This is a genomic window from Azospira sp. I09, from assembly GCF_009177135.1.
GTDB lineage: Bacteria > Pseudomonadota > Gammaproteobacteria > Burkholderiales > Rhodocyclaceae > Azospira > Azospira oryzae.
The window spans coordinates 1,241,937-1,257,904 of the sequence record NZ_AP021844.1; the positions used below are offsets into that span (position 1 = coordinate 1,241,937).

Below are 15,968 nucleotides of genomic sequence, written 5' to 3' on the forward strand. Positions count from 1 at the left end.
CGGCCAGCCCACGACGCCACTTCCCTTTGCATACCACTCCCCTGACTGAGAGGGCCGCCTGATGAGCACCGCAACCGCCACCCGCACCGACTCCGCCCCGGAGGCCGCCGAACGCAAGGGGCCCCTGCGCTACTCCCGCCAGGAAATGATGGCCATCGCCGCCGGCCGGGAAATCAAGGATGGCGAACTGGCCATCTTCGGTGTCGGCCTGTCGCTACTGGCCGGCTACTTCGCCCAGGAACACCACGGCCCCAACATCCGCTCCATGACCGAAGGCGGCATCTACGGCGCCACTCCCATCGGCGGCCTGCCCTGGGGCATCGAATGCAACCGGCTCTCGGCCAACGCCACCAGCTTCACCGGCGGCCTGGACGCCCTGGGCTTCCTCGTCGCCTCCGGCCGGGTGGACGTGGGCCTCATCGGCGCCGCCCAGGTGGACAAGTTCGGCAACGTCAATACGACGGGAATCTGGGACCGCAGCAAGGGCCAGGGCCTGGGCGACACCTACACCCCGCCCAAGACCCGCCTCACCGGCGCCGGCGGCGCCAACGACATCGCCAGCGGCGCCAAGCGCACGGTGATCATGGTTACCCACGAGGCCAAGCGCTTCGTGGACAAGGTGGATTACATCTCCTCCCCCGGCTATCTCGAAGGCGGCGACGCCCGGGCCCGCTACGGCTTCGTCGGCGGCGGCCCTTCCGCCATCGTCACCACCCTGGGCATCCTGCGGCCCCATCCGGAAACCAAGGAGTTCTGGCTCGACGCCTACTACCCCTTCTCCAGCGTGGACGAAGTGCGGGCCCAGACCGGCTGGGACCTGAAAGTCTTCCGCCACGCCAGCATGATCGCCCCGCCCACCGTGGCCGAAGTGGAAGCCCTGCGGCGGGTGGATGTGACGGGGATGCTGCGGCGGGAGAAGTAGGTACTGCGGCGGAACTGCTGCGGCTAGCGATAGAGATCGGGAAAGCGCTGCCGCAGCTTGCCCAGCTTGGGCAAATCGTGGATGACGATATAGGGCTGGGCCGGATGCAAGGCCAGGTAATTCTGGTGATAGGCCTCGGCCGGATAGAACTGCCGGAGAGGCGCCACCTGGGTCACGATGGGGGCACCGCCCCCTCTGGCGGCATCCAGACGCTGGATGGCCTCCGCCGCAGCCTGCTGCTGGGCTCCGTCGCCATAGAAAATGGCGGAACGATACTGGCTGCCGACATCCGGGCCCTGGCGGTTGAGCTGGGTTGGATCGTGGGCCACGCCGAAAAACACCTGTAGCAATTGCCGGTAGGAGACCTGCACCGGATCGAAACTCACCCGTACCGCTTCGGCATGGCCGGTGGTGCCGGAGCTGACCTGTTCATAGCTGGCGCTGTCGCCGCTGCCGCCGGCATAGCCGGATTCCACCGTAACCACGCCTTTGACGTGCCGGAATACCGCATCCACTCCCCAGAAGCAGCCTCCGGCAAAAACCGCAGTCTGCAACCGGCTGCTGCCGCCCACCGGCTCGCCCGAGGCCGCCGCCCCAGATGGGCCGGCGGCAAGCAGTGCCAACGAGGCGAGCACGGAAAGCCTGGTATTTGATTTGGACATGGGCAACTCCTGGAAAACGCGGGCGGGCCGGCGGAACTTCTACGTTCCCCGCCCGCCGCCAGACTTACTTCTTCATTTCGTCCTTGGCCATGCCATCCTTCTTCATGGCGTCCTTTTTCATGCCATCTTTGGCCATGTGATCCTTGGCCATGCCGTCCTTCTTCATTTCGTCCTTGGCCATGTGGTCCTTGGCCATGCCGTCTTTCTTCATTTCATCCTTGGCCATGTGGTCCTTGGCCATCCCATCCTTCTTCATCATCTCGTCGGCGAAGGTGGCGCTGGCGGCGAACATCAGGCAGGAGGACATCAGGATTGCAGTGAGCTTTTTCATGGTGGTTTCCTTAGTAAAAATGTTGCATGGCGAAAATGCCGGGTGATCAGGGCAGCCGAAATGATCAGCTGCCGCCGAACCAGTTGTACCCCTGGTCTTCCCAGTAGCCCCCGGGGTAGGTGTTGGTGACGAAAAGTGCCTGGATATGTTTGGGGTTCTTGTAGCCGAGCTTGGTGGGCATGCGCAGCTTCATGGGAAAGCCGTAACGCGGTGGCAACACCTGACCGTCGTAGCTCAGGGCAAGCTGGGTCTGGGGATGCAGGGCCGTGGCCATGTCGATGCTGGTGTAGTAGTCGTCCGCGCATTTGAAGCCCACGTACTTGGCCCCCAGGTCGGCGCCGACCCGACGCAGGAAGGTGGCAAAGGGCACCCCGCCCCAGCGGCCGATGGCACTCCAGCCCTCAACGCAGATGTGACGGGTGATCTGCACCACCTGGGGCAGGGCTCCCAGCTCCGCCAGGGTCCAGGCATGCCGGTCGGCCACCAGGCCGCTCACTTCCAGGCGGAAAGCAGCAGCATCGACCTCCGGAACCTCGTCCTCCCCGTAGAAGGCATTGAAGGGGAAAGGGCGGGTAATCATGGACTCCGGGTAGGTCGGCGCCAGCCGGTTGGGATCGAACAGCCAGCCCTGGACCCGGTCATTGAAACGGGACATGGTGAGCAGGGCGGACTCGACGCTTTCGTCGTCGGTGATGGCGCAGCCGGTGAGCAGGGAGAGCCCGCCCAGGGTCATGGATCGTTGCAGGAAGGCACGACGGGCAGGCATTTCGATGTACTTGCCCACATCCTTGAAAGCATCCCGGAGCACCTGGTCACCCTGAGTCAGTTTGGGGCGGTTCTTTTTGACAGACATGGGTTACTCCTCAACGGCCACGGATCATGGCAATCAGGGTGCGGGGCACCAGGGCGACCATCGCCACATGGACTCCCACAAAAGCCACCAGGGCGGCCATGGCGATGAAGTGAATGCGGCGGGCAGCTTCATACCCCCCCAGCAGCTCCCGCAGGATGGGAAACTGCACCGACTTCCACAGCACCAGCCCGGACAGCACCAGCAAGACCAAGTCGGCGATAACGAACAGATAGGCGGCCCGCTGCACCGCGTTGTAATGGCTCAGGTCGGCATGGGAGAGTTGTCCTTTGAAGGCCGCCGCCAGGTCCCGGAGAATTGCCCGGGGCGAGAGGGGAAAGAACTTTCGCCACAGGCGCCCACTGCAGACGTTGAGCAGGAGATAGAAGAGGCCATTGGCCACCAGCAGCCACATGGCCGCGAAGTGCCACTGAATGGCCCCGCCCAGCCAGCCCCCCAGGGTCATTTCCTTGGGAATGCTGAAGGCAAAGAAGGGAGAGGCGTCGTAAATCCGCCAGCCGCTCATGACCAGGATGACCACCGCGACCACATTCAGCCAATGGGTCAGACGTAACCAGACGGGATGGATGATGGAGAACTCGGCGGACATGACGACCCTTTAAATTCCTTCGGTTTGCGCTATACACTGCTCGGCGCAGTGGCCGTTGAAAATTCGGACAATGCGCGTTTGTTGGGAAGTAGTTCGTCGGCAGTGGGCGATTGGTTACAGTCCCGAACAAAAATTTTTCCGGCAGCCTCCCATCTATTTTTTTGGGCGACTTGTAACCGAAGGCATCCATGCAACGAACAAACAGACAAGAGGTCTTTCGCGCCAGGGAAGAGCGCCTGAGGGACTTGTTCGTGCGCGGTCTGGCCGGCGACAACAAGGCCTACCAGACGTTTCTCGCCGAGCTGAGTGCCCATCTGCGGGCCTTCCTGCGCAAACGCCTGATAAACCTGTCTGACGAAGTGGAGGATCTGGTGCAGGAATCCTTGCTGGCCATCCACAACCAGCGCCACACCTACGACCCCGGCCAGCCTCTCTCGGCCTGGGTCCAGGCGATTGCCCGCTACAAGCTGGTAGACCTGTGGCGGCGGCGGGCCAGCCACGAACAGCAGACCGATTCGCTGGATGAGGGCATGGAAATATTCAGCATGGCCGACACCGAAGCTGCCGAGGCGCGACGCGACCTCAACAAGCTGCTCGACGCTCTGCCCGAGCGCCAGCGCCTACCGATCGTGCACACCAAGCTGGAAGGACTGTCGGTTGGCGAAACCGCAAAACTGACCGGAATGAGCGAATCGGCCGTGAAGGTCGCCGTCCATCGGGGCCTCAAGGCACTGGCGGAGAAAATCAGAGGTAAGCAATGAAAACCGAACAACTTGTCGCCCTGCTCGCCAGCGGTGAATGCGCCGTTGCCCCCCATGCAGTAGAGCGCCGCTACGCCCAGGCCATGCTCTGGGGCCTGCCTGCTGCCGGTCTGTTGATGGCTGTCCTGCTTCAGGTACGCAGCGATCTGGCCCAAGCCCTGCTGCTGCCGGCCTTCTGGCTCAAGGTCGGCTTCGTCGCCGCCCTGCTGGGGGCCGCCCTCTTCGCCGTACTGCGCCTGTCGCGCCCCGGCGCCAGCCTGGAGCCGGTGGCCGGCCTGATTGCCGCCCCGGTCGTGCTGATGTGGGGTCTGGCCGCCTTCATCCTGTTCGACTCCCCGCCAGAACAGCGCCAACAGCTTTTCTTCGGTGCCACCTGGAAAAGCTGTCCCCTGCTGATCGCCATGCTCTCCATTCCCCTCTTCGCCGGCATCATGTGGGCCATGAAAGGCCTGGCCCCCACCCACACCCGCTTCGCCGGCTTCGCCGCCGGCCTGCTCTCCGGCACCACGGCGGCTCTGGTGTATTGCCTGCACTGCCCGGAAATGGCAGCCCCCTTCATCGGCTTCTGGTACCTGCTGGGCATGCTGATTCCGGCCCTGGCCGGCGCCCTCCTCAGCCACCGGCTGTTGCGCTGGTAGGCAGCATCAGGAGCCCTCAAAATACGGCGGTTGTCAGCCCCTTAGCAAACAGCCTACCGCTGGCGCAGCGTGGGACACGGGCCGGGCTAGGGATGCCCGTTCCGCACTGCGGAGCATAGCCTCGGGGGGAGTCAGATCCGTCCCTGGAGCCCCTGCGCACAGCCCGACCTGTCACCCAGGAACTCGGGATAACGCCCACGCTGGAGGGCAACGGCGACTGTGACACGGCAGCAGCCCTGGTGGCACTTTCGCAACATCACCATCCTTGACTCCTTGCTTCATTGGACCGCCAGTAGGGCATCCGGCAGTACCTCATATTGGGCTTTGCTGACCTGCTCCAGCCAGTCCACCACCTTGCCGTCCAGGGATTCCGCGATGGCGATGTGACTCATGGCAGTAGTAGGCGCGGCGCCGTGCCAGTGCTTGACCCCGGGCGGTATCCACACCGTGTCGCCGGCCCGGATGGTCTGTACCGGGCCGGCTACCGAGGCCTGGGCACCGATCCGGGTTACCCGGACCTCCCCCGCTTCGGCACCTGCACCGCTCCCTGCTTCATCGGCCAGGGCGCCGCCAGCCAGCAGGCCGGCGGTGGAGACTGCGGCAATCCGCTTTTTTATGACCGCGTCCTCCAGCTTACAGAGCGCTCTTGAGAATGGTGGCAACCACCTCCCGGGGATAGGTCTCGGCCACGCCGAAATGGACCGCGTTGCCCAGCACGTTGTCGATGGTCTTGGACAGGTCGGCCTCGCTGATGCCCAGCTGGGAAAGGCGGGTGGGGGTGCCGATCTTGTCGAACCACTTCTCCAGGGCGGCAATGCCCTGCTCGGCGGTTTCCACGCCGAACACGTACTTGGCGAAGCGCTGGAACTGGACCGGGTTGCGGCTGTGGTACCACTTCATCCAGGCCGGCATGACCACGGAGAGGCCGGCGCCGTGGGGCACGTTGAAGAGGGCCGAGAGGGAGTGCTCGATCATGTGGTTGGGGTAGCTGTAGCCGGAGATGCCTGCATAGAGCAGGCCGTTGAGGGCCTGGGTGGCGGCCCAGGCGAACTCGGCCCGGGCTTCGTAGTTTTCCGGGTCGGCCAGCAGGGTTTCGGTGGTTTCGATCACCGTGTTGATGATGGCCTCCACCAGGCGGGACTGGAAGCGGGGCTCGTCCTTGGCGGTGAAATAGCCCTCGATGGCGTGGGCGATGACGTCCGCCGCCGAATACACCAGGTAATCCCGGGAGACGGTCTTCATCAGCACCGGATTGACGATGGAGACCTTGGGATAGGTATGCACGGAGGTGATGGCGAACTTTTCCTGGGTGGCTTCGTTGGTGACCACGGCACCGTTGTTCATCTCGCTGCCGGTGGCGGCCAGGGTGAGGATGTCGAACACCGGCAGGGCGGATTCGATGCGGCCCTTGCCGATGAAGAGATCCCACACGTCGCCGGCGTAGGGCACGCCGGCGGCGATGGCCTTGGAGCTGTCCAGCACGGAACCGCCGCCGACGCTGAGGATGGCCTCCACCTGATGATCCCGGGCCAGGGCGATGGCCTCCCGCACCTTGGAAATCACCGGGTTGCTGACGATGCCGCCGCATTCGACGAAGGCGATGCCCTGCTCCGCCAGGCTCTTGCTGACCACGGCGAAGAGGCCGTCCCGCTTGATGCGCTCGCTGCCGTAGCAGAGCAGCACCTTCTTGATGCCGTGCTCGGCCAGATGGCGACCGATGGCCTGTTCCTTGTCCTTGCCGAATTCGACTTGGGTGGGGTTGAAGAAAGTGAAGTTATCCATTTGAGAATCCTCCTGAAGGGAATGGGGACGCATCGAAAAACGCGATGGGCGAACTGTAGCGGGGCAACAAACATCCAACTACCGCCAAATGGTTTGTATTATTTACAACCATTCGATGTAAATAACCACGGAAAGCCCCATGGCCATCAACGAACTGCGCTCCATCGCCACCTTCATCCACACCGTGGAACTGGGCAGCCTGAGCAAGGCCGCGGCGGCCCAGCAGATATCCCCCCAGGCCGCCAGCAAGGCCCTGGGCCAGCTGGAGCAGCACCTGGGGGTGCGGCTCTTTCACCGCACCACCCGCAGCATGTCCCTGACGGAAGAAGGGCAGCGCTTCTTCGAGGCGGCCCGGCCCTCCCTGCTGGGCCTGCAACAGGCCCTGAGCGGCGCCCGGCAGACCCGGGAAGACCTGGCCGGGCCCCTGCGCATCGTCGGCCCCCGCTCGGTTTCCGTATCGGTCATCGGCCCGGTGATCGAGGAATACTGCCGCCTCTACCCGGAGGTGCAGCCGGACATCCAGCTCGACGACCGGCGCAGCAACTGGGTGGAGGAACGGGTGGACGTGGGCTTTCGCCTGGGCGCGGCACCGGAGGAAGGCCTCATCGCCCGGCCCCTCTTCCCCATGCAGATGGTGATCTGCGCCGCCCCCAGCTACCTGCGGCGGCACGGTGTGCCGCGCAGCCTCAACGATCTGGAGGCCCACCGCTGCAGCGTCTTCCGCCACTCCGAAGACGGCCGCATCATTCCCTGGCGGGTCAAGGTGGGCGATGGAGAGCAGGACCACCCGGTGCGCCCGGCCTTCTGCACCAACGACGAACAACTGGAACTGCACGCCGTGCTGGCCGGCGAGATCATCGCCCAGATCGCCGTGCCCACCGGCGCCGCCCTGATCCGCAGCGGACGCCTGGTGCCCCTGCTGCCGGAACACATGACCGACAGCTACCAGATGTTCATCTACTACGGCAGCCGCCGGGCCCAGCCGGCCCGGGTGCGGCGCTTCATCGACCTGGCGGTGGAACGGCTGGCCAACAGCCGGGAGTTCGTACTGAGCCGGGAGGAACTGGCCCGGGCGGCGGCAGCGGCACAGTAGGCGTAATCAGCCCTGCCGCCTCACTGGGCTGGGGCGGCCCTTTCTGCGCCCTTGAACAGGCGCCTGTGGAGCTTTACCTGTCATCAGCGACACATTCCCGGCCCGCCCGCCGGTCAGCACAATTGCATATATTCAAATTAGCAATATAGGCATTTCAAAATAGTATTTTTCATAATAAACACTCCCCCACTAGGCTTGCCTCCATCGCCCGCAACGACGCCCTGCCGTCTGCCGGACATCCACCCAGGAGGAAAAGCGCCATGCCAGTTCAAGCCCTCAGCACCGCCTTCGCCAACGGTGCCGCCCCATCCCGTCACGCCGGCGCCCAGGCGTCATCCGCCCCCGCCCCCAGCGCCACCACCAGCCACCCCATTCTCGAACGTGCCCGGGCCACCGCCCAGGCCCAGGGCACGCCCTACGCCGGCGGCGTCACGCCCAAGGAAGCCTGGGAGCTGTTCTCCAACGGCGCCGCGGCCCTGGTGGATGTGCGCACCGCCGAAGAGCGCAAGTTCGTCGGCCATGTGCCCGAAACCCTGCACGTGGCCTGGGCCACCGGCACGGCGCTGAACCGCAACCCCCGCTTCGTCAAGGAGCTGGAAGCCAAGGTGAAAAAGGACCAGCCGGTGCTGCTGCTCTGTCGCAGCGGCAAGCGCTCGGCCCTGGCCGCCGAGGCCGCCGCCAAGGCGGGCTTCACCCAGGTCTACAACATCCTCGAAGGCTTCGAGGGCGACCTGGACGAGCAGCAGCAACGCGGTGCCCTGGGCGGCTGGCGCCACGCCGCCCTGCCCTGGGTGCAGGACTGAACATGGCCGCCCCCACCTACGGCTGCGGCCAGTCCCAGGGCCCCCAGGGCCAGCGCCCGGGCGCCAAGTGGGACCTGGGCCGCATCGTCGCCGAACTGCGGGCCGAGCGGGAGCGCTGGCGCGAACGCCAGCAGCGCCACAAGGACGTGGGCGGCCGGGAGCTGCCCTCCCGGGAGGTGCTGCAGGAGATCGTCACCCAGCTGCAGGGCGCCCTCTTTCCCATGCGCCTGGGCCCGGCCCAGCTGCACCAGGAAACCGAGGACTACTACATCGGCTACACCCTGGACGCGGCCCTGGAAGCCCTGCTCGGCCAGGTGCGGCTGGAGCTTTGCTACGCCGCCCGCCACCAGCCGGCCGCCGACGGCGCCGTGGAAGAGCGGGCCGTGCATATCGTGCGCAGCTTCGCCGAAGCCCTGCCCCAGGTCCGCGCCCTGCTCGACACCGACGTGGAAGCGGCCTACAGCGGCGACCCGGCAGCTCGCAGCGTCGATGAGGTGCTGCTCTGCTACCCGGGCGTGGTGGCCATGATCCACCACCGCCTGGCCCACCAGCTCTATCGCCTGGGCGTGCCCCTGCTGGCCCGCATCGTCGCCGAGCTGGCCCACGCCGAAACGGGCATCGACATCCACCCGGGGGCCGCCATCGGCGCCGGCTTCTTCATCGACCACGGCACCGGGGTGGTCATCGGCGAAACCGCCGTCATCGGCCAGCGGGTGCGCCTGTACCAGGCCGTCACCCTGGGCGCCAAGCGCTTCGCCACGGACGAGGCGGGCAACCTGGAGAAGGGCCAGCCACGCCACCCCATCGTCGAGGACGACGTGGTGATCTACGCCGGCGCCACCATCCTGGGCCGCATCACCATCGGCAAGGGCAGCAGCATCGGCGGCAACGTCTGGCTCACCCACAGCGTGCCCCCGGGCAGCCACGTGACCCAGGCCGATTCCCAACATTCGCAGCACTCCCTGCCGCCGCCGACGCCGCTCAAGGCCGCCGCAGCCTGATTCATCCCGATTTCACTTTTCAACAACCGCTCCATCACAACTCAAGCAAGGAGAGTCATCCATGACCGAAGTCGTCCATCCGGAAGGCGCCCAGGCCCTCGGCGACAATGCCGCGCGGCAACTGGCGAATGCCACCAAGACCGTACCCCAGCTATCCACCATCACCCCGCGCTGGCTGGTGCACCTGCTGCAATGGCTGCCCGTGGAAGCCGGCATCTACCGCCTCAACAAGGTCATCAACCCCCGGGACGTGCGCGTCGCCTGCTCCCAGCGCGATGAATCCGAACTGCCCCAGACCTTCGTCGATTACGACGCCCAGCCCCGGGAATACTTCCTCAACGCCGTCACCACCATCCTCGACGTGCACACCCGGGTTTCCGACCTCTACAGCAGCCCCCACGACCAGATCAAGGAACAGCTGCGCCTGACCATCGAGACCATCAAGGAACGTCAGGAATCCGAACTCATCAACAACCCGGACTACGGCCTGCTGGCCAATGTGGATGACGCCCAGCGCATCTCCACCCTCACCGGCGCCCCCACTCCGGACGACCTGGACGACCTGCTGACCAAGGTGTGGAAGGAACCGGCCTTCTTCCTCACCCACCCCCTGGCCATCGCCGCCTTCGGCCGCGAGTGCACCCGCCGTGGCGTTCCGCCCCCCACCGTTTCCCTCTTCGGCTCCCAGTTCCTCACCTGGCGCGGCATTCCCCTGATCCCCTCCGACAAGGTGCCCATCGAGGACGGCAAGACCAAGATCATCCTGCTGCGCACCGGCGAAAAGCGTCAGGGCGTGGTCGGCCTGTTCCAGCCCGGCCTGGCCGGCGAACAGAGCCCGGGGCTGTCGGTGCGCTTCATGGGCATCAACCGCAACGCCATCGCCTCCTACCTGATTTCGCTCTATTGCTCCCTGGCCGTGCTGACCGAAGATGCCCTGGCCGTGCTCGATGACGTGGAGATCGGCAAGTACCATGACTACCCCGACACCTACAAGTAACCCGCCGGAAGGCCTGGCCGGGCTGCTGCCGGCGGGGCTGCCCAACGAGGCCACCCTGGCCCGGCTGGCGAGCGAGTTCTTCGCCGCCCTGCCGGGCAATCCGGGGCCGGTGGGCAACGTGGCTCCCCAGTCCCATGAGCCGGTGATCGCCCTGGGCCAGCGGGCGCCTTCCCTGGCGCCGGCGGCAAGCAGCCAGAACGGTGCGCCAGACTCGGCTGTGGAAGCCATTCCCGGGGCAGGCAAGCCTGGGAGCGCCGTCCTGGGCGTGCCCCAGGCCTATGCCCCCGCCCTGCCCCAGTCCGCCTCGTCCGCAGCGCCGGTGTTCGCGCCCGCCACGCCCTATTACTTCCTGGGCGAAGGCAGCGCTTACCCTGCCCACCTGCCCAAGGAGAACGAGATCGTGGTACCGCGGGACGACCGCGTCACGGCCCAGTCCTTCGGCCTGCCCGGTGCGGAAGAGCTGAAGGCCCTGCTGGCTGACAACAAGGCGCCCCGGGAAAGCAAAGGCAGCATTCCCGCCGCCGTGCCCAGCCGCAGTTCCTCCTTCTACTTCCTCGACCCGGTGGGGGCCGATGCGGCCCAGGCCGAGCCCCCGGTGCAGCCCCTGGCCCACCCGCCCCTGGACGTCAACGCCATCCGCCGCGACTTCCCGATCCTGGCGGAACGGGTAAACGGCAAGCCCCTGGTGTGGTTCGACAACGCCGCCACCACCCACAAACCCCAGGCGGTGATCGACCGGCTGGCCTGGTTCTACGCCCACGAAAACTCCAACATCCACCGCGCCGCCCACGAACTGGCGGCAAGGGCCACGGATGCCTACGAGTCGGCGCGGAACAAGGTGGCGCGCTTCATCGGCGCCGGCTCCGCCAACGAAATCATTTTCGTGCGGGGCGCCACCGAGGCCATCAACCTGGTGGCCCAGAGCTGGGGGCGCCAGAACATCGGCGCCGGCGATGAAATCGTGGTCTCGATCCTCGAGCACCACGCCAACATCGTCCCCTGGCAGCAGCTGGCCGCCGAGAAGGGAGCCAAGATTCGCGTCATCCCGGTGGACGACGACGGCCAGATCCGCCTCGACGAGTACCAGAAGCTGCTCAACGAGAAGACCAAGCTGGTGGCCATCACCCAGGTTTCCAACGCCCTGGGTACCATCACTCCGGTCAAGGAAATTGTGGACCTGGCCCACCGGGCCGGCGCCAAGGTGCTGGTGGACGGGGCCCAATCCGTCTCCCACCTGCGGGTCAATGTGCAGGCCCTGGATGCGGACTGGTTCGTCTTCTCCGGCCACAAGGTCTTCGCCCCCACGGGCATCGGCGTGGTCTATGGCAAGGCCGCCATCCTGGAAGCCACCCAGCCCTGGCAGGGCGGCGGCAACATGATTGCCGACGTCACCTTCGAGCGGACGCTATACCAACCGGCGCCCAACAAGTTCGAAGCCGGCACCGGCAACATCGCCGACGCCGTGGGCCTGGGCGCCGCCCTGGACTACGTGGAACGCATCGGCCTGGAAAACATCGCCCGCTACGAGCACGCCCTGCTGGAATACGCCACCCACGGCCTCAAAACCGTGCCCGGCCTGCGCATCATCGGCACGGCAAGGGACAAGGCCAGCGTCGCCTCCTTCGTGCTGGAAGGTTTCAAGACCGAAGAAGTAGGCAAGGCCCTCAACCAGGAAGGCATCGCCGTGCGCTCCGGCCACCACTGCGCCCAGCCCATCCTGCGCCGCTTCGGCCTGGAAGCCACGGTGCGGCCGTCGCTAGCCTTCTACAACACCTGCCAGGAAGTGGATCACCTGGTGGCGACGTTGAAGCGGTTGAAGGGGGGGAGGAGTACGACGGTGTTTGGGTGAGGCTCCAACGCTGCTGAAAACGAAAACGCCGCCCCGGTTCCCCGGGACGGCGTTTTCATGGGGGATATGGCAAAACACATCGGAGGCAGCATGCACCAATGACCGAGTTGCGGCACAGTCAGTCGAACACAGGCCGGACCGATGTACTACCAGTGGCTACTCGCTGCAGCCCCAGACCCGGTTGATAGTGGCCTTGATCCTGGCTTCGAAGCGCTCGATCAGTTGCTTGTTGGCATTGACCAGGGCTTGTTCTGCTTCAATTTCGGCAACGATGGCCCGTTGGGTTTCGAGGTCGGGAACAGGAAATAGCCTTTTCTCCATCCCCCCTTTTGTTGCATGCAACATAGCAATACCACTTCCTTCAGCTTTTATGTTTTTGGAGTCCATTTCGAGTAGATGAAATAGCCACTTTTTCTCTACACGATCAGAAACCATAATTTTCCAGATGTGATAGTGAAAAATAGCTCTAGGGCCATCCCAAATTCTGGGCCCAAAGGATGCAGACCAGGCATACAGGAGATCACCTGCTTCACAGTATTTTTCGGGTGTCAATTCAAGATCAGAGTAATACCAACTACGATTTGAGAAGAAATTACCTACTCGTAGCACAGGCGTTGGGCCTGATTTGAGTAACTCCTCCTGCTTATATGCCCGCCCATTGATTAAGTTGGCGATAGTCCCCAATTCATAACATGGCCAATCCGGCTGCACATTGATTCGGGGCCGGTAGTTCTCCACTACCTGCCGGGCGCCGTCGATGATCTTCTGGTAGCCCTCGATTTCCGCAACGATTTCTTGCTGGAGCGTAAGAGGCGGGAGAGGAATAGCAAGAGTCGCAATTGAACTCTTCGAGATTTCCTTAAACGTCCCTCCCGTTGCCAGCAATTCCATCTGTGGAGCTAAGCGTTTGATCATGAACGCTACGAATTCTGGCAGGGCACGTTCAGGATTTTGAATGACGATATTTTTGAAGCCCTGATTGGTTGCCAGCGACACCCTGGCAATTCCAACTCGCCCAATTGTTGCTCGGCTTGAAACGACTACAGTACCAACCGGCAGAATTTTAGCCGAGGAGCCTGCAAGACCAGCCTCGGTGATAGTACGCTCCGTCCCAAATATCTCCGTGACAAAATCGGTTTGCGGAAGATCGACAAGCGTTGCCCAATGGATGCCACCGTTCCAGTAGGCCTCCTCAGTAGATTTTGGTGTACCACCACTTTCAATACGAAAGACATCGGTGTCGCCAAGAGTGACCATTTCGTAGGAGGTCAGGAGATCTCCCTTGATGCGAAATCGATCGCCACTCAAGTTCCAATCAGCAGTTTCGCCAATCGTAGTTCGTGCCACCTTATGCGCCATCAGACAATTTTCAAATGTCTCAGCGCTGGCAAAAAATTCGCATAACCGCTGCTTGGTCTTCGGCAAATCACTGCCGCTGACCGCCCGCCGCTGCGCCCCGAGGTTGAAGCCATCGTTCTCCACCTTGACGAACAGCACCGAATCGCAGTTTTTGGCCAGGCGCTTGTCGAGGATCAGGATCGAAGTCTTGACCCCCGAATAGGGGTTGAAGACGCCCGCCGGCAGCGATACCACGGCCACCAGGGAGGTCTTGACCAGCATTTCGCGCAGCTTCTTGTAGGCGGTGCCGCTCTGGAAAATGATGCCCTCGGGCACGACGATGGCGGCCCGCCCCTGGGGGCTGAGGTGCTCGGCGATGTAGTCCACGAACAGCACTTCCGAGCGGGTGGCCTGTACCGAGAAACGCTTGTGGGGCTTGATGCCGCCCTTGGGCGACATGAAGGGTGGGTTGGCCAGGATGATGTCGGCCGTCTCGTTCCAGCGTTCTTCGCTGGTCAGGGTGTCGTATTCGACGATGTGGGGGTCGGTGAAGCCGTGCAGGTACAGATTGACCAGGGACAGGCGCACCATGTCGGGGGAGATGTCGTAGCCGTGGATGTTGGCCACCAGGGTGGCCCGCTCTTCCGGCGTCAGCAGGTCGCCGGCACGGGTTTTGGTGTTCTGCTTGAGGATGTGCTTCCACGCCGAAATGAGGAAACCGGCGGTGCCGCAGGCGGGGTCGAGCACGCTTTCGTTTTTCTTGGGGTCGATGATCTCGACCATGAAGTCGATGATGTGGCGCGGGGTGCGGAACTGGCCGGCGTCGCCCTGGCTGCCAAGCACAGAGAGCAGGTATTCGAAGGCGTCGCCCAGACGTTCGGAATGGTCGTAGGTGAAGCCGTCGATTTCCTTGAGGAAGGCGCGCAGGGTTTCCGGGTCCCGATAGGGGAGATAGGCGTTCTTGAAGATGTCGCGGAACAGGGCCGGAATGCCGGGGTTCTCGTTCATCTTGCCGATGGCTTCGGAATAGAGGGCCAGCACGTCGAAGCCGCCCATATTGGGCGCCATCAGCCGGGCCCAGCCGTACTTGGCGTATTCGCCGGCAAAAAAGCTGCGCTTGCCGCCCAGTTCTTCGGCCTCGGCGTCCATGTCGTCCATGAACTTGTAGATCAACGCGATGGTGATCTGTTCGACCTGGGATTTGGGGTCCGGCACTTTGCCGACGAGGATGTCGCGGCAGGAATCAATACGGCGTTTGGTGTCGCTGTCGAGCATGGGGTTTATTCGTTTTCGCTAAGCAGGTCGGCGCGATGGCATTGCAGCCATTGCCGGGTGTGGGTGAGCAGCGCTTCGGCCTGGGCCAGGCATTCCCGGACGGCGGCGTCGGTGACGGGGTCGCCTTCGTAGTCGTTGAGGTTGCGCTGCTTGCGCAGGGCATCGAGAACGATGACCGTATCTGCAGCCGTGCCCAGGGTCTTGGGCAGGGCTTGCAGGGCGGTCTGATGGTGGCCGGGCTGGCTGGTGGCGGTGCGATAGCCATTGGCCCACAGGCCGACCATGGCGCATTGCATGATGGTCTTGTAGGCCGCATCAAAGCGGTTGTCGTTACTCAGTTCGCGCAGGCGGGCATCGGCCAGGTTGCGCTCGGCTGATGCCAGCAGGCGCAGGACACCGTCCGGTGTCGCTTCAAACTCCTGCAGGCGATGAATCGCCAGCAAATTTTCCAAGGTCATGGGCGGTGCCGATCACGAAGAGTTTGGGGTTGGCGAGAATGTTCCAAAGGAAACCATCCTTGGCCGAAATGCGCTTGGCAAACTCGGCGGCGGTATAGAGCACTGGGTTAATCTCCCGTTGCAGGATGGCCTGGGCTGGGTGCAAGGCTTTGATGGCGTCGCCAAAACTGCAGTCGGCGATGAGCAGCAGATCGACGTCGCTGCGGGCGTTTTCATCGCCCCGGGCCAGGGAACCGAAGACCATGGCCAGTTGCGGCGGGGGCTGGAGCGGGTTCAGGGCCTCGGCCAGCACACCGACCAGGCCGCTGGTCTTGCGGAACAGGCCCGCCAGTTCGGCGAAAACCGGGCACTCCCGGTTGGCCTGGTAGCGCACCTGATTGCCCTGTTTTTCCCGTTGCAACAGGCCCACTTCGGCCAGCCGGGCCAATTCCTTATGCAGGGTTCCCGGCGTGGTTCCGGTCAGGCGAGCCAGTTCACGGACGTGGTAGCTGCTCTCGGGATGCAGGAGCAACTGGGCCAGCGCCCGCTGCCGGTAGGTGCCAAATAGAAGATCAAGCAGCACGGGAATGCCAATGTAGCCAATAGAGCTTCGATTGTA

17 protein-coding genes are annotated in these 15,968 nt (G+C 63.8%); 8 read left to right on the top strand and 9 right to left on the bottom strand.

What is annotated here, in order from left to right; all coding sequences use genetic code 11:
• The first annotated feature begins 61 nt into the window (after positions 1-61).
• On the top strand, positions 62-922 hold the full coding sequence (locus tag AZSP09_RS05735) for a CoA-transferase subunit beta (protein WP_197739061.1): 861 nt from the start codon (positions 62-64) through the stop codon (positions 920-922).
• 23 nt (positions 923-945) lie between these two features.
• Here AZSP09_RS05735 and msrA read toward each other — a convergent pair whose 3' ends face one another.
• The 4 genes from msrA to AZSP09_RS05755 form a co-directional block, all read right to left on the bottom strand.
• A complete protein-coding gene (msrA, locus tag AZSP09_RS05740) occupies positions 946-1,584 on the bottom strand; it encodes a peptide-methionine (S)-S-oxide reductase MsrA (RefSeq protein ID WP_152089432.1) in 639 nt (212 codons plus the stop codon).
• 64 nt (positions 1,585-1,648) lie between these two features.
• Positions 1,649-1,915, bottom strand: coding sequence for a pentapeptide MXKDX repeat protein (locus AZSP09_RS05745; RefSeq protein WP_152089433.1), 267 nt, complete (start codon positions 1,913-1,915; stop codon positions 1,649-1,651).
• A gap of 64 nt (positions 1,916-1,979) precedes the next feature.
• Positions 1,980-2,768, bottom strand: a complete 789-nt coding sequence (locus AZSP09_RS05750; RefSeq protein ID WP_152089434.1) for a molybdopterin-dependent oxidoreductase — start codon at positions 2,766-2,768, stop codon at positions 1,980-1,982.
• A gap of 10 nt (positions 2,769-2,778) precedes the next feature.
• Positions 2,779-3,375, bottom strand: coding sequence for a cytochrome b/b6 domain-containing protein (locus AZSP09_RS05755; RefSeq protein ID WP_152089435.1), 597 nt, complete (start codon positions 3,373-3,375; stop codon positions 2,779-2,781).
• Positions 3,376-3,563: 188 nt separating this feature from the next.
• On the opposite strand from AZSP09_RS05755, the gene AZSP09_RS05760 reads away from it, so the two are divergent.
• Both AZSP09_RS05760 and AZSP09_RS05765 read left to right on the top strand, forming a co-directional pair.
• Positions 3,564-4,136: a sigma-70 family RNA polymerase sigma factor gene (locus tag AZSP09_RS05760; RefSeq protein WP_152089436.1), complete on the top strand. Its 573-nt coding sequence runs from the start codon at positions 3,564-3,566 to the stop codon at positions 4,134-4,136.
• Entirely contained in the window at positions 4,133-4,774 is a 642-nt protein-coding gene (locus tag AZSP09_RS05765; RefSeq protein WP_152089437.1) for a DUF1109 domain-containing protein, read from the top strand. The genes AZSP09_RS05760 and AZSP09_RS05765 overlap by 4 nt, the downstream gene beginning before the upstream one ends.
• A 278-nt stretch (positions 4,775-5,052) precedes the next feature.
• Here AZSP09_RS05765 and AZSP09_RS20120 read toward each other — a convergent pair whose 3' ends face one another.
• Both AZSP09_RS20120 and AZSP09_RS05775 read right to left on the bottom strand, forming a co-directional pair.
• Positions 5,053-5,436: a hypothetical protein gene (locus AZSP09_RS20120; protein ID WP_197739062.1), complete on the bottom strand. Its 384-nt coding sequence runs from the start codon at positions 5,434-5,436 to the stop codon at positions 5,053-5,055.
• Positions 5,408-6,556 (bottom strand): iron-containing alcohol dehydrogenase, encoded by a 1,149-nt coding sequence (locus AZSP09_RS05775; protein ID WP_152089438.1) that lies wholly within the window; start codon positions 6,554-6,556, stop codon positions 5,408-5,410. The genes AZSP09_RS20120 and AZSP09_RS05775 overlap by 29 nt, the downstream gene beginning before the upstream one ends.
• Positions 6,557-6,695: 139 nt before the next feature.
• Between AZSP09_RS05775 and AZSP09_RS05780 the strand changes: the two genes are divergently transcribed.
• The 5 genes from AZSP09_RS05780 (at position 6,696) to AZSP09_RS20555 (ending at position 12,299) form a co-directional block, all read left to right on the top strand.
• Positions 6,696-7,649 (top strand): LysR family transcriptional regulator, encoded by a 954-nt coding sequence (locus AZSP09_RS05780; RefSeq protein WP_172974704.1) that lies wholly within the window; start codon positions 6,696-6,698, stop codon positions 7,647-7,649.
• 260 nt (positions 7,650-7,909) lie between these two features.
• Positions 7,910-8,452 carry a rhodanese-like domain-containing protein gene (locus tag AZSP09_RS05785; protein WP_152089439.1) on the top strand — a complete coding sequence of 181 codons (543 nt, stop codon included), beginning with the start codon at positions 7,910-7,912 and terminating at the stop codon, positions 8,450-8,452.
• Between the two features lie 2 nt (positions 8,453-8,454).
• Complete coding sequence (epsC, locus tag AZSP09_RS05790; protein ID WP_172974705.1) at positions 8,455-9,453, top strand: serine O-acetyltransferase EpsC; 999 nt, start codon at positions 8,455-8,457, stop codon at positions 9,451-9,453.
• A 61-nt stretch (positions 9,454-9,514) separates the two neighbouring features.
• Positions 9,515-10,450, top strand: coding sequence for a family 2A encapsulin nanocompartment shell protein (locus tag AZSP09_RS05795; protein WP_014237176.1), 936 nt, complete (start codon positions 9,515-9,517; stop codon positions 10,448-10,450).
• Positions 10,425-12,299 (top strand): family 2A encapsulin nanocompartment cargo protein cysteine desulfurase, encoded by a 1,875-nt coding sequence (locus AZSP09_RS20555; RefSeq protein WP_152089440.1) that lies wholly within the window; start codon positions 10,425-10,427, stop codon positions 12,297-12,299. The genes AZSP09_RS05795 and AZSP09_RS20555 overlap by 26 nt, the downstream gene beginning before the upstream one ends.
• A 156-nt stretch (positions 12,300-12,455) precedes the next feature.
• Here the strand turns inward: AZSP09_RS20555 and AZSP09_RS05805 are convergent, their stop codons facing one another.
• From AZSP09_RS05805 to AZSP09_RS05815, 3 genes are read right to left on the bottom strand one after another with little or no spacing between them, the layout of a single operon-like run.
• Positions 12,456-14,912, bottom strand: a complete 2,457-nt coding sequence (locus tag AZSP09_RS05805; protein WP_152089441.1) for an N-6 DNA methylase — start codon at positions 14,910-14,912, stop codon at positions 12,456-12,458.
• 5 nt (positions 14,913-14,917) lie between these two features.
• A complete protein-coding gene (locus tag AZSP09_RS05810) occupies positions 14,918-15,370 on the bottom strand; it encodes a DNA-binding protein (RefSeq protein ID WP_152089442.1) in 453 nt (150 codons plus the stop codon).
• Positions 15,324-15,932 (bottom strand): nucleotidyltransferase domain-containing protein, encoded by a 609-nt coding sequence (locus AZSP09_RS05815; RefSeq protein ID WP_197739063.1) that lies wholly within the window; start codon positions 15,930-15,932, stop codon positions 15,324-15,326. Before AZSP09_RS05815 ends, AZSP09_RS05810 begins: the two co-directional genes overlap by 47 nt.
• Between the last annotated feature and the right edge of the window lie 36 nt (positions 15,933-15,968).